Annotated in this window: 13 protein-coding genes; 10 read left to right on the forward strand and 3 right to left on the reverse strand. The window is 73.3% G+C overall.

Annotation, left to right across the window (positions count from 1 at the left end; all coding sequences use genetic code 11):
- Window positions 1-51: 51 nt before the first annotated feature.
- Window positions 52-1,461, forward strand: coding sequence for a glycosyltransferase 87 family protein (locus ACIQWA_RS27100; protein ID WP_402486927.1), 1,410 nt, complete (start codon window positions 52-54; stop codon window positions 1,459-1,461).
- A 70-nt stretch (window positions 1,462-1,531) separates the two neighbouring features.
- On the opposite strand, the gene ACIQWA_RS27105 is transcribed toward ACIQWA_RS27100, so the two are convergent.
- Together ACIQWA_RS27105 and ACIQWA_RS27110 are read right to left on the reverse strand one after the other, a co-directional pair.
- Complete coding sequence (locus tag ACIQWA_RS27105; RefSeq protein WP_402486929.1) at window positions 1,532-3,292, reverse strand: penicillin-binding transpeptidase domain-containing protein; 1,761 nt, start codon at window positions 3,290-3,292, stop codon at window positions 1,532-1,534.
- Between the two features lie 213 nt (window positions 3,293-3,505).
- Window positions 3,506-5,302, reverse strand: coding sequence for a dolichyl-phosphate-mannose--protein mannosyltransferase (locus tag ACIQWA_RS27110; RefSeq protein WP_402486931.1), 1,797 nt, complete (start codon window positions 5,300-5,302; stop codon window positions 3,506-3,508).
- Window positions 5,303-5,398: 96 nt separating this feature from the next.
- Between ACIQWA_RS27110 and rsmI the strand changes: the two genes are divergently transcribed.
- The 7 genes from rsmI to ACIQWA_RS27145 all read left to right on the forward strand — a co-directional run bounded on the left by rsmI (window position 5,399) and on the right by ACIQWA_RS27145 (window position 13,429).
- Window positions 5,399-6,268 (forward strand): 16S rRNA (cytidine(1402)-2'-O)-methyltransferase, encoded by an 870-nt coding sequence (gene rsmI, locus ACIQWA_RS27115; RefSeq protein ID WP_360231210.1) that lies wholly within the window; start codon window positions 5,399-5,401, stop codon window positions 6,266-6,268.
- Between the two features lie 235 nt (window positions 6,269-6,503).
- Complete coding sequence (locus tag ACIQWA_RS27120; protein WP_360231207.1) at window positions 6,504-6,929, forward strand: hypothetical protein; 426 nt, start codon at window positions 6,504-6,506, stop codon at window positions 6,927-6,929.
- 138 nt (window positions 6,930-7,067) lie between these two features.
- Window positions 7,068-8,687 carry a methionine--tRNA ligase gene (metG, locus tag ACIQWA_RS27125; protein WP_402486935.1) on the forward strand — a complete coding sequence of 540 codons (1,620 nt, stop codon included), beginning with the start codon at window positions 7,068-7,070 and terminating at the stop codon, window positions 8,685-8,687.
- Window positions 8,687-9,565 carry a TatD family hydrolase gene (locus tag ACIQWA_RS27130; RefSeq protein ID WP_360231201.1) on the forward strand — a complete coding sequence of 293 codons (879 nt, stop codon included), beginning with the start codon at window positions 8,687-8,689 and terminating at the stop codon, window positions 9,563-9,565. The genes metG and ACIQWA_RS27130 overlap by 1 nt, the downstream gene beginning before the upstream one ends.
- Window positions 9,566-9,667: 102 nt before the next feature.
- Window positions 9,668-10,558 carry a 16S rRNA (adenine(1518)-N(6)/adenine(1519)-N(6))-dimethyltransferase RsmA gene (gene rsmA, locus ACIQWA_RS27135; RefSeq protein WP_402486939.1) on the forward strand — a complete coding sequence of 297 codons (891 nt, stop codon included), beginning with the start codon at window positions 9,668-9,670 and terminating at the stop codon, window positions 10,556-10,558.
- On the forward strand, window positions 10,555-11,469 hold the full coding sequence (locus ACIQWA_RS27140; RefSeq protein WP_402486940.1) for a 4-(cytidine 5'-diphospho)-2-C-methyl-D-erythritol kinase: 915 nt from the start codon (window positions 10,555-10,557) through the stop codon (window positions 11,467-11,469). Before rsmA ends, ACIQWA_RS27140 begins: the two co-directional genes overlap by 4 nt.
- Before the next feature lie 145 nt (window positions 11,470-11,614).
- A complete protein-coding gene (locus tag ACIQWA_RS27145) occupies window positions 11,615-13,429 on the forward strand; it encodes an ABC-F family ATP-binding cassette domain-containing protein (RefSeq protein WP_360231195.1) in 1,815 nt (604 codons plus the stop codon).
- 65 nt (window positions 13,430-13,494) lie between these two features.
- Here ACIQWA_RS27145 and ACIQWA_RS27150 read toward each other — a convergent pair whose 3' ends face one another.
- On the reverse strand, window positions 13,495-15,348 hold the full coding sequence (locus ACIQWA_RS27150) for an FUSC family protein (protein ID WP_402486945.1): 1,854 nt from the start codon (window positions 15,346-15,348) through the stop codon (window positions 13,495-13,497).
- Between the two features lie 322 nt (window positions 15,349-15,670).
- Between ACIQWA_RS27150 and ACIQWA_RS27155 the strand changes: the two genes are divergently transcribed.
- Window positions 15,671-16,255: a hypothetical protein gene (locus ACIQWA_RS27155; RefSeq protein ID WP_402486948.1), complete on the forward strand. Its 585-nt coding sequence runs from the start codon at window positions 15,671-15,673 to the stop codon at window positions 16,253-16,255.
- A 43-nt stretch (window positions 16,256-16,298) separates the two neighbouring features.
- The gene (locus ACIQWA_RS27160; protein ID WP_402486951.1) at window positions 16,299-17,933 is read left to right on the forward strand and encodes a WXG100 family type VII secretion target; all 1,635 of its coding nucleotides are present in this window, start codon (window positions 16,299-16,301) and stop codon (window positions 17,931-17,933) included.
- Window positions 17,934-17,938: the final 5 nt, after the last annotated feature.

Consider the following 17,938-nt stretch of genomic DNA (forward strand, 5'->3'; position numbering starts at 1 on the left):
GCGCCCGCGGCGGTGGCGACAGGGCCCGGTTCGCCGCCATAACCTTCCACCATGGTGAGCACCCGCACGCCCGGCTTCTCCCGCCCGCGCGGCCGCTTCACCGGCCGCGCCAGAACGCCGGCCCCGACCATCGACGCCGAACCGCCGGCCAGACCCGGACGGCCGCCGGCGGGCTTCACGAGCCGCCCGTTCCCCCGTCAGCGTGGTGAGAGCACCTTTCCGCCCACGCCCGTTCGGTGGAATCCCGCCCGGCTCGCCTCGCTGCGCTGGGTGCAACTGCTCGGCTGTCTGATCGCGGCCGGCTGGGCCGCGGCCTTCCCGCTCGTCTCCGACCTGGCCAACCAGCGGCTGTGGGGCCTCGTCGCGGCCCCCGCCTACGTGGTGGCCGGACTGCTCTGCCTCACCCTGCCGCGCCGCTTCGCGGCCGAGGCCGCCGCCGTGGTCGCCCTGCTCGGGGCCGTGCTGGCGCCGCTCGGGCTGCTCGCGGTGACCGGCCGCCACCAGTCCGAGGTGATGGTGGTCGAACGCTCGGCCCACCTGATGCTCACCACCGGTGACGTCTACCTCCCGCACCCGGTGGTGGTCACCGACTACAACCCCTACCTCCCGGCGATGTCCCTGTTCGGGCTGCCGCGCCAGCTGCTCGGCAGCTCCACCGCCTTCGCCCGGGTCGCCGGGGACGCCCGGATCTGGTTCGCCCTCACCTTCGTGGTCTGCCTGCTGGCCGCCTGGCGGCTGCTCCGGCCCACCCGCGACCGGGCACCGCTGCTGCCGCTGGCCGTCCTCACCGCCTCGCCGCTGATAGCGCTGGCCCTGGTGGTCGGCGGCGTCGACCTGCCGCTGATCGGGGTCTGCTGCCTGGCCATGGCGCTCGCCGAGCGGGACCGCACCGTCGCCGCCGGGCTGGTGCTCGCCCTCGCCTGCAGCCTCAAGTGGACCGCCTGGCCCGCCCTGCCGGTGGCCGTCCTGCTGCTGTGGCGGCTGTACGGCCGGCGGCCCGCCGCCCGGACCGCGCTGATCGGGGCCGGGGTGAGCGCGGCGGTGCTGCTGCCGTCCGTCCTGGCCCAGCCGCAGGCGCTGCGCGACCAGGTGGTGCGCTTCCCGCTCGGGATGACCGCGATCCGCACCCCCGCGGGCAGTCCGCTGCCCGGCAAGGTGCTGGCCGGCTTCGGGCCGACCGGGCACAGCGTCTCACTGGCGCTGATGACCCTCGCCCTGGTCGGGGTGGCGATCTGGCTGGTGGCCCGGCCGCCGGTCTCCGCGATCGCCGCCGCCGACCTGCTGGCCGCCGGGCTGGCGATCGCCTTCACGCTCGCCCCGGCCGGGCGGTTCGGGTACCTGGCGCTGCCCGCCGTCCTGGTGATCTGGCCCCGGCTGGCGGCCCGGCGCTGGAGCAGCCGGCGCCCGGTGCCGCCCAGGCCCGCGCCGGAGGCGCCGGCGCCCGCCCTACCGAGGAGCTGAGCGGGGCCCGGACGCACGGGAGCCCGCCACGTCGTCCGTGGCGGGCTTCGCGCGTACCGGCCTCAGGCGGTCACTTGTTGCCGGACTTGAGCAGCGAGGCCACGGCCGGGCCGGCCGCGTCCACGCCGTGGCCGCCGCCCTGAACCTCGGCGGCGACCGCGAGGTTGCCGCGGAAGGCGGTGAACCAGCTGTTGGTGGTGGACGCGCCCTGGACCTCGGCGGAGCCGGTCTTGGCCCCCGCGTTGTCGGTGATCCCGGCCATCACCTGGCTGGCCGTGCCGCTGACGGCGGTGGCGTTCATCATCGCGCGCAGCTTGGCGGCGACGTCCGGCGAGATCTGCCGGGCCGCCTGCTGCTGGGGCAGGCCGGCGACCAGGATCGGCTGCTTGAACGCGCCGCTCTGGACGGTCGCCGTGATCGAGGCGATCGCCAGCGGGTTCATCTGGACCTTGCCCTGGCCGATGTAGTTCATCGCCTGCTCGTCCTTGCTGCCCGGGGTCGCCGGGATCTTGCCGTCGGCGTTCGGCAGGCCGGTCTTCCACTCCAGGCCGATGCCGTACACGTCCTTGGCGGTGCCGGACAGTGTCTCGGGCTTGAGGCTGGTCAGGCCCTGGTTGATGAAGGCGGTGTTGCAGGACACCATGAAGTCCTTCTGGAGCGTGTAGTCCGGGAAGGCGCCGGGGAAGTCGTTCGGGATCGCCACCGGGTTGCTGCTCTTCTCCGGGCAGGCCACGTTGCTGTCCGGGGTGAGCCCGGCCTCCAGCAGGGCCGTCGAGGTGACGATCTTCATCGTCGAACCGGGGGCGAGCAGGCCGGTGAAGGCCCGGTTCTGGCCGGTGGCCGGGGCGTTGGCGAAGGCCAGCACCTGGCCGGTGCTGGGCTCGACGGCCACGATGGAGCCCTGCTTGCCGCCCAGGTCGGTCATCGCCTTCTCGGCGGCGGCCTGGAGGGTGTTGTCGATGGTCACCTTGAACGGCTTGCCGGGCTTGGGCTCGACGATGGTGAACAGCTTGTCCGCGGCGGTCTTGCCGGCCGGGTCGGTGATCACCACCGCGCTGCCCGCGTCCTGGTCCTTGTTCGGGTCCGGCGGCAGCAGCTTGCGGGCGTTGTCCTGGAGGGTGGCCATCAGCGCCGGGGTGAGCGAGGCGCCCTGCAGCGCCTTGCCGTTGCGGTCCACCACGGTGGACGGCGGGGCGAAGACCTGCTGGGTGGCGATGGTCTCGTTGCCGGACAGGTGCGGGTGGATCACCGAGGGCGCCCAGTGCACGGCCGGGGTGTTGTCGCTCATCTTCACGACGCCGAGGAAGCCGTTGTAGTCCCAGACCCGGCTGGTGCCGGCGAACTCGGCGCGGGCCTTGAAGCCCATCAGCACGCCGGTCGGCCCGGAGGCGGTGGCGGACGGCGATTCGGTGGCGCCCGCGGTGGCGCCCGCCGACGGGGTCGCCGAGGCCGCGCCGGTCGGCTTGGCCGGGGTCGGGGTGCCGGTCGCCGAGGCGAAGGCCTGCGGGGTGGCCGGGCCGGCCGGGGTCAGGGTCAGCGCGCTCGGCTTCACCTGGTCCTTGAAGGCCGTCAGCGCCGTGGTGGCCGCGGCCGGGTCGTCGGTCAGCGAGGCCGCCTTGGCGATGTCGCCGGAGGACCAGGCCGCCAGGAAGTCCTTCGCACCGTTCGCCGCCTGGTCGGCCGTGGGCGGCTCGGCGACCACCGTGCGGGGCTTCTTGTCGCCGGACGAGGAGTCCGACCCGCCCATCAGGCTGTAGGCCCCGTAGCCACCGCCGGCGAGGACGGCGATGGACACGCCGGTGATGATGCCGATCTTCGCGCCACTGCGCATGGTGCAAATCCCCCAGGGGTCTCGCGGCCGGGCGCAACCGGCGGGGCCGGAAACGCGGTACTCCCCCCACCCTAGGCAGGGCGGATCGGTGGGCCGACGGAACCCCGGGGACTTGTGACGGATCTGGTACGTGTCGTGGACCGGGTACGGACGGTTCGGGGGGAGGGTGTGCGCGCGCTCCCCGGAGGCTTCCCCCGCTGGTCGCGGGGGGTCTCAGATCCAGCTGTTGAACCACATCCGGGCACGCCAGTCGCTCAGCGGGATGGTCTGCCCGGTGAACAGCGGATAGAAGTACAGGAAGTTCCAGATGATCAGCAGCACCAGCAGCCCGGCCGCGGCCGAGCCGATGATCCGGCGGTCCCGGGAGGCGCCGGCCGGCCCGATCAGCGCGCCGATCAGCATCGTCACGGCGAGCACCAGGAACGGGACGAAGACCACCGCGTAGAAGAGGAAGATCGTCCGCTGCTGGTAGAGGAACCACGGCAGGTAGCCGGCGGCCAGGCCGCACAGCAGCGCGCCGGCCCGCCAGTCCCGGCGGAAGGCCCAGAGCCACAGGCAGTAGACCAGCGCCAGCAGGGCCGTCCACCAGAGCAGCGGGGTGCCGATGCCCAGCACCTCGCGGGCGCAGTCGGCGACGGTGCAGCCGTTCTGGCCGAGCTTGGGGGACTCGTAGTAGAAGGACACCGGGCGGCCCAGCACCAGCCAGGACCACGGGTTCGACTGGTAGGTGTGCGGGTCGGTCAGGTGGGTGTGGAACTCGTAGACCGTCGAGTGGTAGTGCCACAGGGCCCGCAGGCCCTCGGGTATCCACGGGTAGTCGGTGGAGCGGCCGACCGCCCAGTCCCGGCCCCAGCCGCCCTGGCCGGGCGCGTTGCTGCTGGCGAACCAGCCCCACCAGGACGCCACGTAGACCGCCACCGAGACCACGACGACCGACACGAACGCCGGCACCACGTCCCGGGCCAGCACCGCCAGGTACGGGCGCGGGGCGCCGGCCAGCCGGCGGGCGCCGACGTCCCACAGCACGGTCATCAGGCCGAACGCGGCCGCGACGTACAGGCCGCTCCACTTGGTGGCGCAGGTCAGGCCGACGCAGACGCCGGCCGCGATCCGGTACGGGCGCCAGCCCAGGTTGAGCCGCTGGGCGAGCAGCGCGTCCTCGACCCCGCCGAGCCTCGCCGCGAGCCGGGCCCGGGTGCGGTCCCGGTCCAGGACCAGGAAGCCGAAGGCGGCGAGGATCCAGAACATCACCACCAGGTCGAGCAGGGCGGTCCGGCTGAGCACCAGGTGCAGGCCGTCCACCGAGAGCAGCAGGCCGGCCACGCAGCCCAGCAGGGTGGAGCGGAACATCCGGCGGGCGATCCGGGCCAGCATCAGCACCGACAGGGTGCCGAGCAGGGCCACCGCGAACCGCCAGCCGAAGGGGTTCATGCCGAACAGCTGCTCGCCCGCGCCGATGATCCACTTGCCCACCGGCGGGTGCACCACGTACGACGGCGTCGGGCGGTACGGCACGGCCGCGCCCGGCGTCATGATCGTCGTGTTGGCGTCCTCCGGCCAGTTGATCTCGTAGCCGCCGTGCCAGAGCGCGTAGGCGTCCTTGGCGTAGTACGTCTCGTCGAAGATGATCGCGTGCGGCTGGCCGAGGCCGGTGAACCGCAGCAGCCCGGCGAACACCGCGACCGCGACCGGGCCCAGCCAGCCGGACCAGCGGCACAGGAAGTACCAGAGGCCCTGCGGCAGCCGCAGGCCCAGCCGCAGCAGCAGCGGGGACTGCGCGACGTCGGGCCGGGTCACCCCGGGGCCGTCCGGCATCGGCGGGACGAGGCGCTCGGTGAGCGTGCCGCTCGGGCGGGCCCGGTAGCCGAAGGCGGTCAGGCGCTCCCGCCAGCCCGTGGGGGCCAAGGGGGACTCCGGTGGGCGGGGGGACGGCAGGCCGGCACCGCCCCGTGCGGAGTGGTCCTTCACCGTGGGCGTCTGCGCCGCCGTGTCGCCGTTCATCCGCCACATCGTAGGGGCGGTCCTCGTACGTGTGACCGGTCCCTCGGAAGCTGACCGAATCGTCACCAAACGCCCCGGCGGCCCGGAGCTGCGAGGATGGGGCCCGTGACAGGAGTACTCGTTCTCGCAGGCACACCCATCGGCGACGTCTCGGACGCCCCGCCCCGGCTGCTCACCGAGCTGGCCACGGCGGACGTCATCGCGGCCGAGGACACCCGGCGGCTGCGCCGGCTCACCCAGGCGCTCGGGGTGACCCCGGCCGGGCGGGTCGTCTCCTACTTCGAGGGCAACGAGGTCGGCCGCACCCCCGAACTGGTCGAGGCGCTGCTCGGCGGCGCCCGGGTGCTGCTGGTCACCGACGCCGGGATGCCGTCCGTCTCCGACCCCGGCTACCGGCTGGTGGCCGCCGCCGTCGAGGCCGACGTCAAGGTCACCGCCGTTCCCGGGCCGTCCGCGGTGCTCACCGCGCTCGCGCTGTCCGGCCTGCCGGTCGACCGCTTCACCTTCGAGGGCTTCCTGCCGCGCAAGGCCGGCGACCGGGCCCGCCAGCTGGCCACGGTCGCCGCCGAACCGCGCACCATGGTCTTCTTCGAGGCGCCGCACCGGATCGCCGAGGCGCTGGCCGCGATGGCGGAGGCCTTCGGGCCGCAGCGCCCGGCCGCCGTCTGCCGCGAGCTCACCAAGACCTACGAGGAGGTCAAGCGCGGGCCGATCGGCGAGCTGGCGGCCTGGGCCGCGGACGGCGTCAAGGGCGAGATCACCGTCGTGGTCGCGGGCGCCCCGCCGGCCGCGCCGCAGGAGCTGACCCCGGCCGAGCTGGCCCGGCTGGTGGCCGTCCGGGAGGAGGCCGGGGAGCGGCGCAAGGAGGCCATCGCGGCGGTCGCGGTCGAACTGTCCGTGCCCAAGCGGGAGGTCTTCGACGCGGTCGTCGCGGCGAAGAAGGAAGGCCTGGACGGGGCTTTGAAAAAGGGGTGAATTCCGGGGGTTGCGTGGCGGGCGGGGAGTCGTACCTTGGAGTGAAGGCCCGGCTAAACGCCCGCTGCGATGAAGGTTCGACCCCGGATTCCGGTTCCCGACGCGCCCTTTGTATAGGGCTCGCCAACCCGCATCCAAGTCTTCACAAGAAAGGCGTCAGCCAGGGCGGTACGGGCATTTCCTTGAACGGAAAGACCCAGCCGGGCGAGCGCCCGACGGGCACTGGGAGTTGGCTATGAGCGACACGATCGGTAGCCCCCGCAGTGGCAACGCGCTGAACGCCCCCGGCCTGGCGGGGCGGGCGCACACTCCCGTCGAGACCGTGCGGGAGGCCTACTCCTTCGCCTGCCTGCGCTGCGGGTACGGCTGGGAGCAGGCGTACGACATCGAGCACCACGTCGCCCGGGACGGCCACATCGTGTTCGAGTACCACGCCAACGGTGTCCGGGTGCCGTCCCCGCTGCTCAAGCCGACCTGCCCGGGCTGCGGTGGGCACACCGTCCGGATCATGCGCGAGGGCCGGGTGGCCAGCGCCGACCAGCCCCTGCGGCACGCCCCCGGCTACCCGGCGCACGCCGAGCCGGCCCGGCCGGCCCCGGCCACCCGGCCCGCCGAGCCGCAGGGGCGCTGGGCCCGGTTCTGGTCGCGGCTCCTGGGCTGACGGGGTGGACCGGGCCGACGGGTCCGGGGGAGCGCGGCCGGGGCCGCCCGCCGCGAGCAGTGCGGCAGGCGGCCCCGCGGTACGCCGGGGCGATATCCGGTCGAGGGGTGCGTTCGGGCCCGACTAAGCTTTCCGACCATGGCGGCCACTGCAGACCACAGCACCACCGGGACGAGCGCCCCGGCGTACTACGTTTCCACTCCGATCTACTACGTCAACGACCGTCCCCACCTGGGCCACGCGTACACCACCGTGGCGGGCGACGTCCTCACCCGCTGGCACCGCCAGCGCGGCGAGAAGGTGTGGTACCTGACCGGCACCGACGAGCACGGTCAGAAGATCATGCGGACCGCCGAGGCCAACGGCGTCAGCCCGCAGGAGTGGTGCGACAAGCTGGTCGAGGAGGCCTGGAAGCCGCTCTGGCGGCACCTGGAGATCGCCAACGACGACTTCATCCGCACCACCGAGGACCGGCACACCGCCCGGGTGCAGGAGTTCGTCCAGGACCTGTTCGACAAGGGCGAGATCTACAAGGGCGGCTACTCCGGCCCGTACTGCGTCGGCTGCGAGGAGTTCAAGCTCCCCGCCGAGCTGCTCGACGGCGCCACGGAGGACGAGAAGCTCTGCTCCGTCCACAAGAAGCCGGTCGAGTGGCTGGAGGAGGAGAACTACTTCTTCCGCCTCTCCGCCTACGCCGAGCGGCTGCTGGAGTTCTACGCCGCCAACCCCGACTTCATCCAGCCGGCCTCGGCCCGCAACGAGGTGCTGCGCTTCGTCGAGCAGGACCTCAAGGACCTCTCGATCTCCCGCTCCACCTTCAACTGGGGCGTGCCGCTGCCCTGGGACGAGAAGCACGTCCTCTACGTCTGGGTCGACGCGCTGCAGAACTACATCACCGCGGCCGGCTACGGCAGCGACCCGGAGCGCTTCGCCGAGCTCTGGCCGGCCTCCGTGCACCTGGTCGGCAAGGACATCCTGCGCTTCCACGCGGTGATCTGGCCGGCCATGCTGATGGCCGCGGGCCTGCCGCTGCCCAAGCGGGTCGTCGCCAACGGCTGGCTGATGGTCGGCGGCGAGAAGATGTCCAAGTCCAACCTGACCGGCATCGCGCCCACCGACCTGACCTCGCACTTCGGCGTCGACGCGTACCGCTACTACTTCCTGCGGGCGATCCCGTTCGGTACGGACGGCTCGTTCTCCTGGGAGGACTTCACCGCCCGCTACACCTCCGAGCTCGCCAACGACTTCGGCAACCTGGCCTCCCGGGTCGCCGCCATGGTCGGCAAGTACTTCGGCGGGACGCTGCCGGCCGCCACCGCCGCGGGCGAGGCCGAGCAGGCCGTCGCGGACGGGCTGGCCGCGGCCGTCGCCGCCGCCGACGCCAAGATCGGCGAGGAGCTGGACTTCGCCGGCGGCCTCGCGGCGATCTTCGAGTTCGTCAAGCAGGTCAACGGCTACCTCACCACCCAGGAGCCGTGGAAGGTCGCCAAGGACGAGTCCGAGGAGGGGCAGGCCCGCCTCGCCACCATCCTCTACACCGCCGCCGAGGCGCTGCGCGGCACCGCCGTGCTGCTCAACCCGGTGATGCCGTCCACCGCCGAGAAGCTGTGGGCCTCGCTGGGCGCCGCCGAGGGCCTCGGCGCACTCGCCGACCAGCGCGTCGCCACCACCGGTGACTGGGGCCGGCTGCCCGTCGGCGCCACCGTCACCAAGGGCGAGATCCTGTTCCCGCGCCTCGAAGAGAAGCCCGCCTCCTGATGGCGAGGAAGGACGACGACCGGTCGACCCCGCCGCCGCTGCCGGAGCCCCTGGCCGTGGCGGTGGCCGACTCGCACACCCACCTCGACATGCAGGCCGGCACCCCGGCCGAGGGGCTCGCCCGGGCCGCCTCGGTCGGGGTCACCACGGTCGTCCAGGTGGGCTGCGACGTACCCGGCTCGCGCTGGGCCGCCGAACTGGCGGCGCAGTACGAGCAGGTGCACGCGGCCGTCGCCCTGCACCCGAACGAGGCGCCGCGGATCTTCCTCGGCGACGCCGACGGGTGGTCCGGGCAGCAGCGGCACGCGGGCGGGCAGGCGGCGCTGGAGGAGGCGCTCGCCGAGATCGACGCGCTAGCCGCGCTGCCCCAGGTCCGCGCCGTCGGCGAGACCGGGCTGGACTACTTCCGCACCGGGCCGGAGGGCGTGGAGATCCAGAAGGAGTCGTTCCGCCGCCACATCGAGATGGCCAAGCGGCACGGCAAGGCACTGGTCATCCACGACCGCGACGCCCACGAGGACGTCATCGCCGTCCTGCTGGCCGAGGGCGCCCCGGAGCGGACCGTCTTCCACTGCTACTCCGGCGACGCCGAGATGGCGAAGGTCTGCGCCGAGCACGGCTGGTACCTGTCCTTCGCCGGCCCGGTCACCTTCAAGGCCAACCAGCCGCTGCGCGACGCCCTGCTCGCCACCCCGCTCGACCGGATCCTGGTCGAGACCGACGCCCCCTTCCTCACCCCGCACCCGTACCGGGGGCGGCCGAACGCGCCGTACCTCATCCCGGTCACGGTGCGGTCGATGGCGGCGACCCTGGGACTGCACGAGGACGAGCTGTCGGCGGCGATCGCGGCGAACACGGCGCGGGCCTTCGGGTACTGAGCGGTTCGCGGGCGCGCCGTTGCGCGTGCGGGGGTCGTCCGGAGGCGGGTGTTCCGGTTCCGCGCGTCCGGGTGGCGCCGCCCGCGCCCGTATCCTTGGCGCGTGAGCACCACCGACCCCACCCCTGACAGCCACCTGCTGGGCGCCGCCGACATCCGCGAGCTGGCGGCCGCGTTCGGCGTGAAGCCGACCAAGCAGCGCGGGCAGAACTTCGTCATCGACGGCAACACCGTGCGGCGGATCGTCCGCGCCGCCGACGTGACGGAGCAGGACGCGGTGGTGGAGGTCGGGCCCGGGCTCGGCTCGCTGACGCTGGCGCTGCTGGAGGTCGCCCGGCACGTCACCGCGGTCGAGATCGACCCGGTGCTCGCCCGGCACCTGCCGGACACCGTCGCCGCCCGGATGCCCGGTCGGGTGGACTCCTTCGACCTGGTGTTCAGCGACGCCATGGAGGTCACCGAACTGCCGGGGCCGGCGCCCACCGCGTTGGTCGCCAACCTGCCGTACAACGTGGCCGTGCCCGTCCTGCTGCACATGCTGGCGACCTTCCCCAGCATCGAGCGGACCCTGGTGATGGTGCAGAGCGAGGTCGCCGACCGGCTCGCCGCCAAGCCCGGCAACAAGGTCTACGGCGTCCCCTCGGTCAAGGCCAACTGGTACGCCGAGGTGAAGCGGGCCGGTGCGATCGGGCGGAACGTGTTCTGGCCCGCCCCCAACGTCGACTCCGGGCTGGTCTCGCTGATCCGCCGCGAGCCGCCGAAGACCACCGCCAGCCGCACGGAGGTGTTCGCGGTGGTCGACGCCGCGTTCGCCCAGCGCCGCAAGACCCTGCGCGCCGCGCTGGCCGGCTGGGCCGGCTCCGCCGCCGGGGCCGAGCAGGCGCTCGCGGCGGCCGGGATCGACCACAAGCTGCGCGGCGAGATGCTGACGGTGGAGCAGTTCGCCGCGATCGCCGAGCACAAGCCCGCCAAGCCTGCCGAGGACAGCGAGTGATCACCGTACGGGTACCGGCCAAGGTCAACGTCCAGCTCGGGGTCGGCGGACTGCGCGCCGACGGCTTCCACGACCTGGCCAACGTCTTCTTCGCGGTCGCGCTGGGCGACGAGGTCACGGCGAGTGCGGGCGAGGGCGTGACGCTGTCCTGCTCGGGCCCCGATGCCGACGCCGTCCCGCTCGACGACAGCAACCTCGCCGCCCGCGCCGCCCGGCTGCTCGCCGCCCACCACGGGATCGCCGACCCGGGCGTCCACCTGCACATCGCCAAGGCCATCCCGGTCGCCGGCGGCATGGCCGGCGGCAGCGCCGACGGCGCCGCCGCGCTGGTCGCCTGCGACGCGCTGTGGAAGCTCGACACCCCGCTCCCGGTGCTGCTGGACCTGGCCGCCGAACTGGGCTCCGACGTGCCCTTCGCCCTGCTCGGCGGCGTCGCACTGGGCCGCGGCCGGGGCGAGATCCTGGAACCGCTGCCGGTCGAGGGCGCCTTCCACTGGGTCTTCGCGGTCGCCGACGGCGGCCTGTCCACCCCCGCCGTCTTCCGCGAGTGCGACCGGCTCCGCGAGGAGGCCGGCACCGGCTCCAGCGACCTCCAGGTGCCCACCCCCGACGCCGACCCGGCCCTGCTCGCCGCCCTCGCCGACGGCGACGCCGTCGCCCTGGCCGACGCGCTCACCAACGACCTCCAGGCCGCCGCGCTCTCCCTGCGGCCCGCGCTGGCCGCCACCCTGCGGGCCGGCACCGAGGCCGGTGCGCTCGGCGCCCTGGTCTCCGGCTCCGGACCGACCTGCGCCTTCCTGGCCAAGGACGCCGAGGCGGCGGCCGCCGTCGCGCGGGCGCTGCTGGCCTCCGGCACCTGCCGGGCGGCGCACGCCACGTACGGGCCGGTGCCCGGGGCGTCGGTCGTCTGACCCCGCGGGGGTGCTTGAGCTGGTGGGGCGCTCGACGCGGTGAGGGCGTTGCGGCCCGCCCATTAGGCTGGGGTGATCGGGTCGTCCCCGAGAGAGGGGCGGGCTGGGCCCGCCCCCGACCGCCGAACCCAGGAGCGCAGCACACGTGGCCGTCAACCTCGCCACCATCGAGTCCGTCACGAAGGTCTACGGCACCCGCACCCTGCTGGACGCGGTCAGCCTGGGCGTGAGCGACGGCGACCGGATCGGCGTCGTCGGCCGCAACGGCGACGGCAAGACCACCCTGATCCGGATGCTCGCCAAGCTGGAGGAGCCCGACGGCGGCCGGATCACCTGGAACGGCGGCCTCGAACCGGCCGTCCTCACCCAGCACGACTCGCTCGACCCGAAGGCGACCATCCGGCACGAGGTCATCGCCGACCGCGCCGACCACGAGTGGCTCGGCGACGCCCGGATCCGCGACATCATCGAAGGCCTCTTCGGCGGCCTCGACCTGCCCGGCTTCGCCGACGGCCTCGACACCGTCATCGGCCCGCTCTCCGGTGGCGAGCGCCGCCGGATCGCCCTCGCCAAGCTGCTGCTCGGCTCCCCCGAGCTGATCATCCTCGACGAGCCCACCAACCACCTCGACGTCGAGGGCATCAACTGGCTCGCCCAGCACCTGCAGAAGCGCCGCTCCGCACTGGTCTGCGTCACCCACGACCGCTGGTTCCTCGACCAGGTCTGCACCCGGATGTGGGACGTCCAGCACGGCGAGGTGCACGAGTACGAGGGCGGCTACTCCGACTACGTCTTCGCCCGCGCCGAGCGCTCCCGGATCGAGGCCGTCGAGGAGCAGAAGCGCCAGAACCTCGCCCGCAAGGAGCTCGCCTGGCTGCGCCGCGGCGCCCCCGCCCGCACCTCCAAGCCGCGCTACCGGATCGAGGCGGCCAACGCCCTGATCGCCGACGTGCCGGACCCCCGGGACAAGAGCGAGCTGATGAAGTTCGCCAACGCCCGGCTCGGCCGCACCGTCTTCGACCTGGAAGGCGTCACCGTCAAGGCCGGCCCCAAGCTGCTGCTGGAGAACCTCACCTGGCAGCTCGGCCCCGGCGACCGGATCGGCCTGCTCGGCGTCAACGGTGCCGGCAAGACCTCGCTGCTGCGCGCCATGCGCGACGCCTACGCCAGCGAGGGCGACATCCAGCCCGCCTCCGGCGTGATCAAGGTCGGCAAGACCGTGCGCCTGGCCTACCTGTCCCAGGAGGTCGCCGAACTGGAGCCGACGACCCGGGTGCTGCAGGCCGTCGAGCAGGTCCGCTCCCGGGTCGACCTCGGCAAGGGCCGGGAGATGAGCGCCGGCCAGCTGTGCGAGCAGTTCGGCTTCGGCAAGGACAAGCAGTGGACGCCGGTCGGCGACCTCTCCGGCGGCGAGCGGCGCCGGCTCCAGCTGCTGCGGCTGCTGATGGACGAGCCCAACGTGCTGTTCCTCGACGAGCCGACCAACGACCTGGACATCGAGACCCTCAACCAGCTGGAGGACCTGCTCGACGGCTGGCCGGGCTCGATGGTCGTCATCAGCCACGACCGGTTCTTCATCGAGCGGACCACCGACGTCGTCCACGCGCTGCTCGGCGACAAGAAGATGCGGATGCTGCCGGGCGGCGTGGACGAGTACCTGGAGCGGCGGGCCCGGATGGCCGCCGCCGCGGCGCAGGCCGCCCCCGTGGCCGCGGCCCCGGCCGTCGACCCCGCCGCCGGGCTCTCCGGCGGGGACCTCCGGGCGGCCAAGAAGGAGATGCAGAAGATCGAGCGCCAGATCGCCAAGCTGGACGACAAGGAGTCCAAGCTGCACGCCCAACTCGCCGAGCACGCCGCCGACTTCTCCAAGGTCGCCGAACTGGACGGGCAGCTGCGCGCCGTCCGGGAGGAGAAGGAGGAGCTGGAGATGACCTGGCTGGAGCTGGCCGAGCAGGTCTGAGCTGTCTTCCTTCTGAGCTGTCTTCTTCCTGAGCTGCCTTCTTCCGGGGTTGTCCTCTTCCTGAACTACCGCTGCCTGAGCAGGAGTTCCAGCTCGTCCGCCGCACGGCCCAGCGCACTGAGCGCCGGGTCGTGCGGTGCGTCCGGCCGGGCCGCCGGGCCGACCGGCGGACGGTGCTCCCGGGCGGCGGCCGTCAGCTCGTCCAGGGCCCGCCGGACCCGCTCGGTCTCCACCGGATCCGGCACCCGGCCCCCGTACCGGATCTGCGCGGCGAACGCCGCCACCGCCCCGCCCAGCCGCTCCAGCGCCGCCGTGGCCGGTAGCCACTGCTCGGCCAGCCGGCCGGTGGGCGGCGGCTCGGCCAGCCCCTGCCGCACCTCCTGCCGGGCGTCCGCCAGGGACCGGTAGGCCGTACGGCGCAGCCACACCTCGCCGGTGCGGTGCTCCGTCACCGCGTCCAGGTAGGCGCGCAGGGCGGTCGTCGCGGTCACCAGCCGCGGCTCGATCCGGTGCCGGGGGCGCTCCGGCCACAGCAGGTAGCCGAAGAGCAGCACGATCGCGCTCGCCAGGACGGTGTCCAGCACCCGCGGCCAGAACTCGGCGGCACTGCTCCGGCCGCCGAGTTGGAGCAGCACCAGCGCCATCGGCGTCATCGCCACCGTGGTCAGCCCGTAGTGCGCCGCCGTCGCGTACGGCAGCAGCGCCACGCACAGCGCCGCCACCGCCGTCAGCACCCACTCCTCGGTGGTCGAGGCCAGCAGCGCCGCCGTCACGGCCACACCCAGCACCGTGCCGACCGCCCGGCTCACCGCCCGCAGGAACACCGAACCCAGATCCGGCTTCAACACGAACGCGATCGTCATGGGCACCCAGTAGCTCTTGCTCAGCGGGTAGTTGGCCGTCACCGCCGAACCCACCGCGATGCACAGCGCCACCCGCAGCCCGTACCGCGCCGACGCGGCGGACCACAGCCGCCCCCGGAGCCGCCACGGGTCGGGCGGCGGTGCGGGCGCCGCGTCGATCCGGGTAGGCCGGCCCGCGACCGCGTCCGCGGCGGCCCGCAGCGCCACGTCCAGGGCCTGCCGCGCCGGGGTGTCCGGCCGCCACTGCGGCACCACCACCTCGCCGCCGCCCCGCCGCACCGCGGCCGCCAGCTGCCCCGGCACCGCCGCCACCTCCGCGGGCACCGGCCGCCACGCCCACAACAGGCCCGTCGCCGCCTCGGTCGCCGCCAGCGCCGCCTCGTACACCGGGCGCAGGGCCGTCCGGCCGTGCCCGGGGAACAGGTCCTGCACCTGGTTCAGCCGGGCCGTCAACACCCGGCGGGACTCCGCGCCCCGCGCCGTCCCCAGATCGCCGAGCGTCCGGCCGAGCGCCTCGTACGCCGCCGCCAAGGCCCGGACGCGCGGGTCGGCCGCACGACCGGGCAGACCCAGCAGCACCACGAGCGCCGCACCCGCCGGCATCATCGGCGCCGCCGCCCACCACGGCTCCGGCAACGGCATCCCACTGCCCAACGCCGCCGACACCAGCAGCAGCATCCCCGCCGCCGACCCGCGCGGACCCGTCGCACTCAACGCACCCGACACGAACGCCGTCAGGGTCAGCCCGGCACCGAGCGCCGGCACGCCCGCGTGGACGTGCTGCAAGGCCGTACCGACCAGCATCCCCACCGCCGAGGCCGCCACCGCCGACCCGATCCGGACCACCCGCAGCCCCGCGGGCTCGACCCGGTCGTTCATCGTCGCGTGCATCGCCCCCAGGGCGGCGAACACCCCCAGGTCCAGCCGGTGCGCCCACAGCCCCAGCACCAGCGGCACCGCCATCCCCAGCGCGGCCCGCACCATCAACACCACCGGCACCGGCGGCCGCTCCGGCCGCACCGCCCGGGCCCACCAGGGCGTCCTCTGCTCAGGCATGTCGTCACACGTCCGTTTCTGCGGCCACGGCTCGCTGCTGAGCGACATTGCACGGCAGATGGGGCGTACCGGGGCAGTCTATCCAGCGGTCCGACCCCGGGCTGTACGTGTCAAGTTCGTACCGATCGCGCCCGCGCAGGCCAAGGTCCCTGCCGGGCCGACAGGGGCGGTGGCTACCATGACAGAGGCGGGGGCCGCCCTCAGGGCGGGCGGCCGAACCGACCAGGACGGTAAGCCTTAGAAGTTGACGGTGCGTTGCGGCGCGACGGGGCCCGGGACACGCCCGGGGCGCGCGGGCCGTACGGGGGAGAGGTGGATTGCTGTGGGAGAGCCGACGACCACGCCGAGCGCGGGATCGACGCCGGCGCCGGGGACGCCGGGGGCACCGGACGCGACGCCGTTCATGCTGGACGGGCCGACGATCCCGCTGCCGTGGGGGCACGGGATCAAGATCGCCCCCGTGGTCAGCACCGTGCAGACCAACGTCAGCGCCGGGGACCTGGTGGCGGCCTTCGGCAAGCAGGACGTCCAGATCGAGCTGCAGACGCTCACGAACTTCGCCAACAAGGTCGAGGCGCTGCTCCAGGCCATGGAGGGGTCGGCGGCCGCGCCGTACAAGCTCCAGGAGCAGAAGGTCTCCCAGGGCAGCTTCGTCAACGCCGCAGATGCTGCGAAGTTCCCCGAGGCCGTGGCCCTGCACGGTGCCTACGACAAGGTCCACGACCAGCTCGTCAAGCTCCACAAGGACTTCGTGGCGCAGATCGAGGCGATGAAGGCCGCGGTCGCGGACACGCACAGCCAGTACACGACCAACGAGGGCCACACGACCGACGCCCAGAAGTCGATCGCGGCGGGGGCAGGAATGAACCTGCCGCCGACAGGGGCGAAGTCCAACGTGACGGCCTGAAAGCGGCGCCTGGAGAGATTTACGGGGAGACGGGGAACAGACCATGTCAGGACCGACGGAGTTCAACAACATCGACCACGCCGTACTCAAGGCAATGGTCGACGGCGGGAAGCCGGCCGATGTACTGAAACGAGCCAACCAGCTCCAGGACGCAGGACGCGTCCTGACGGACCTTAGCCAGGCCCTTCAAGGGCACCTCGGCAATGTCAGTTGGGAGGGACCGGCAGCTGAGAGCTTCAAGACCTGGGTGGGGAACCTCTACAAGTCCGCAGCGATCATCGCCCAGCATTCCACGACCGCCGGCAATGCCATGGTCCAGGCTGGCGAGGCGCTCAGCACGGCCCAGTCCGCCGTGCCCAAGCCGCCACAGACGGAGATCGACCTGCTGGCCAAAGCCAAGGCGCAGACGGTCTACATGCCGTCGAGCGTGAACCTGGGCGGCAAGTCGGTCGACGACTTCATGTTCTCCCTCAACCCGAACTGGGTGAGCAAGGCTCGGGCCGATCAGGCCGCGGCGACGATCGAGAAGGAGAAGCAGGAAGCCATTCTCCAGATGGAGAAGCTGGCACAGGCGTACACCGCGGCGACGACGACGCTGAACGGGATCGACGACAACGTAGTGCTGCCGGGGACTCCTGCCACGGGCAAGGACAAGGGCTCCGCTTCGGAGTACGGGGGAAACGGTAACTCGGGAGGCAGCTACGGGGGCTCTGTCCGCAGCCCGCGCACCGGCAGCTACGGCGGGAGCTACAGCCCGTCGGGTGGCAACTATGGCGGTGCCACCATGAGGCCACGCGATCCGGCGACGAACTGGCAGGACCCGTCCAACCCGACCCACCCCGGCCCGACTCCGCCCCACGGCGGCGGTCAGCTGCCGCCCCCGCCGCAGGACCCGGGCACCCCGACCCCGCCGTCCCACCCGTCGGACCCGGTCACCCGCCCTGGCACCGGCCTCGACAGCATCCCGACCCTGCCGGACCAGACCACCCCGGTCGGGCCCGGGGGCGGCCCGGTGCTGCCGAGCGGTCCGGGTGGAACTCCGGGCTACCCCGGTGGTCCCGACGGCCGCGGCGGGCTGCCCGGCGTGCCGGGCAGTGGCCCGATCTCCGGCTTCCCGGTGGGTACCGGTGGCGGTTCCGTTCCGACCAAGGGCATCGGCAGCATCCCCGGCAAGGGCGGTGGTTCGGTTCCCCTCCGTACCGGCCCGTTCAACGGCGGCTCGACCTCTGGCAAGGCCGGTACCCCGGGACTCCCGAGCGGGACGGTCTTCGGGCGTGAGGGCGCGCCGGGCGGCGGCCGGGTCGGCGGTTCGCCCATGGGCGGCGGAATGGGCGGCATGCACCCGGGCATGGGCGGCGGCCACGGCGTCGTCGGCGGCAGCGGCGGCTCGCGCGGCCGAGGTCTGACCTCGACCCCGGGCGGCACGGTCGGTGGCCGCAAGGGTCCTGCTGCTGGTGGGGAGTTCACTCCCGGCGGCACGGGCCTGCGCAACCGCGCGGCGGCGGGAGCCGCCGAGGGCGGTGCCCGGTCCGGACAGAACGGCATGATGGCCCCAGGTGCGGGCGGCCACGGCGGTAAGAAGGAACGCGACCGCCGCGACCGTGCAGACTACCTCCACGAGGACGAGGAGACCTGGATCAGCGGTACCCCGCACAGCAACCCGGACGTGATTGAGTAGGACTG

Source organism: Kitasatospora sp. NPDC098652 (assembly GCF_044760155.1).
GTDB lineage: Bacteria > Actinomycetota > Actinomycetes > Streptomycetales > Streptomycetaceae > Kitasatospora.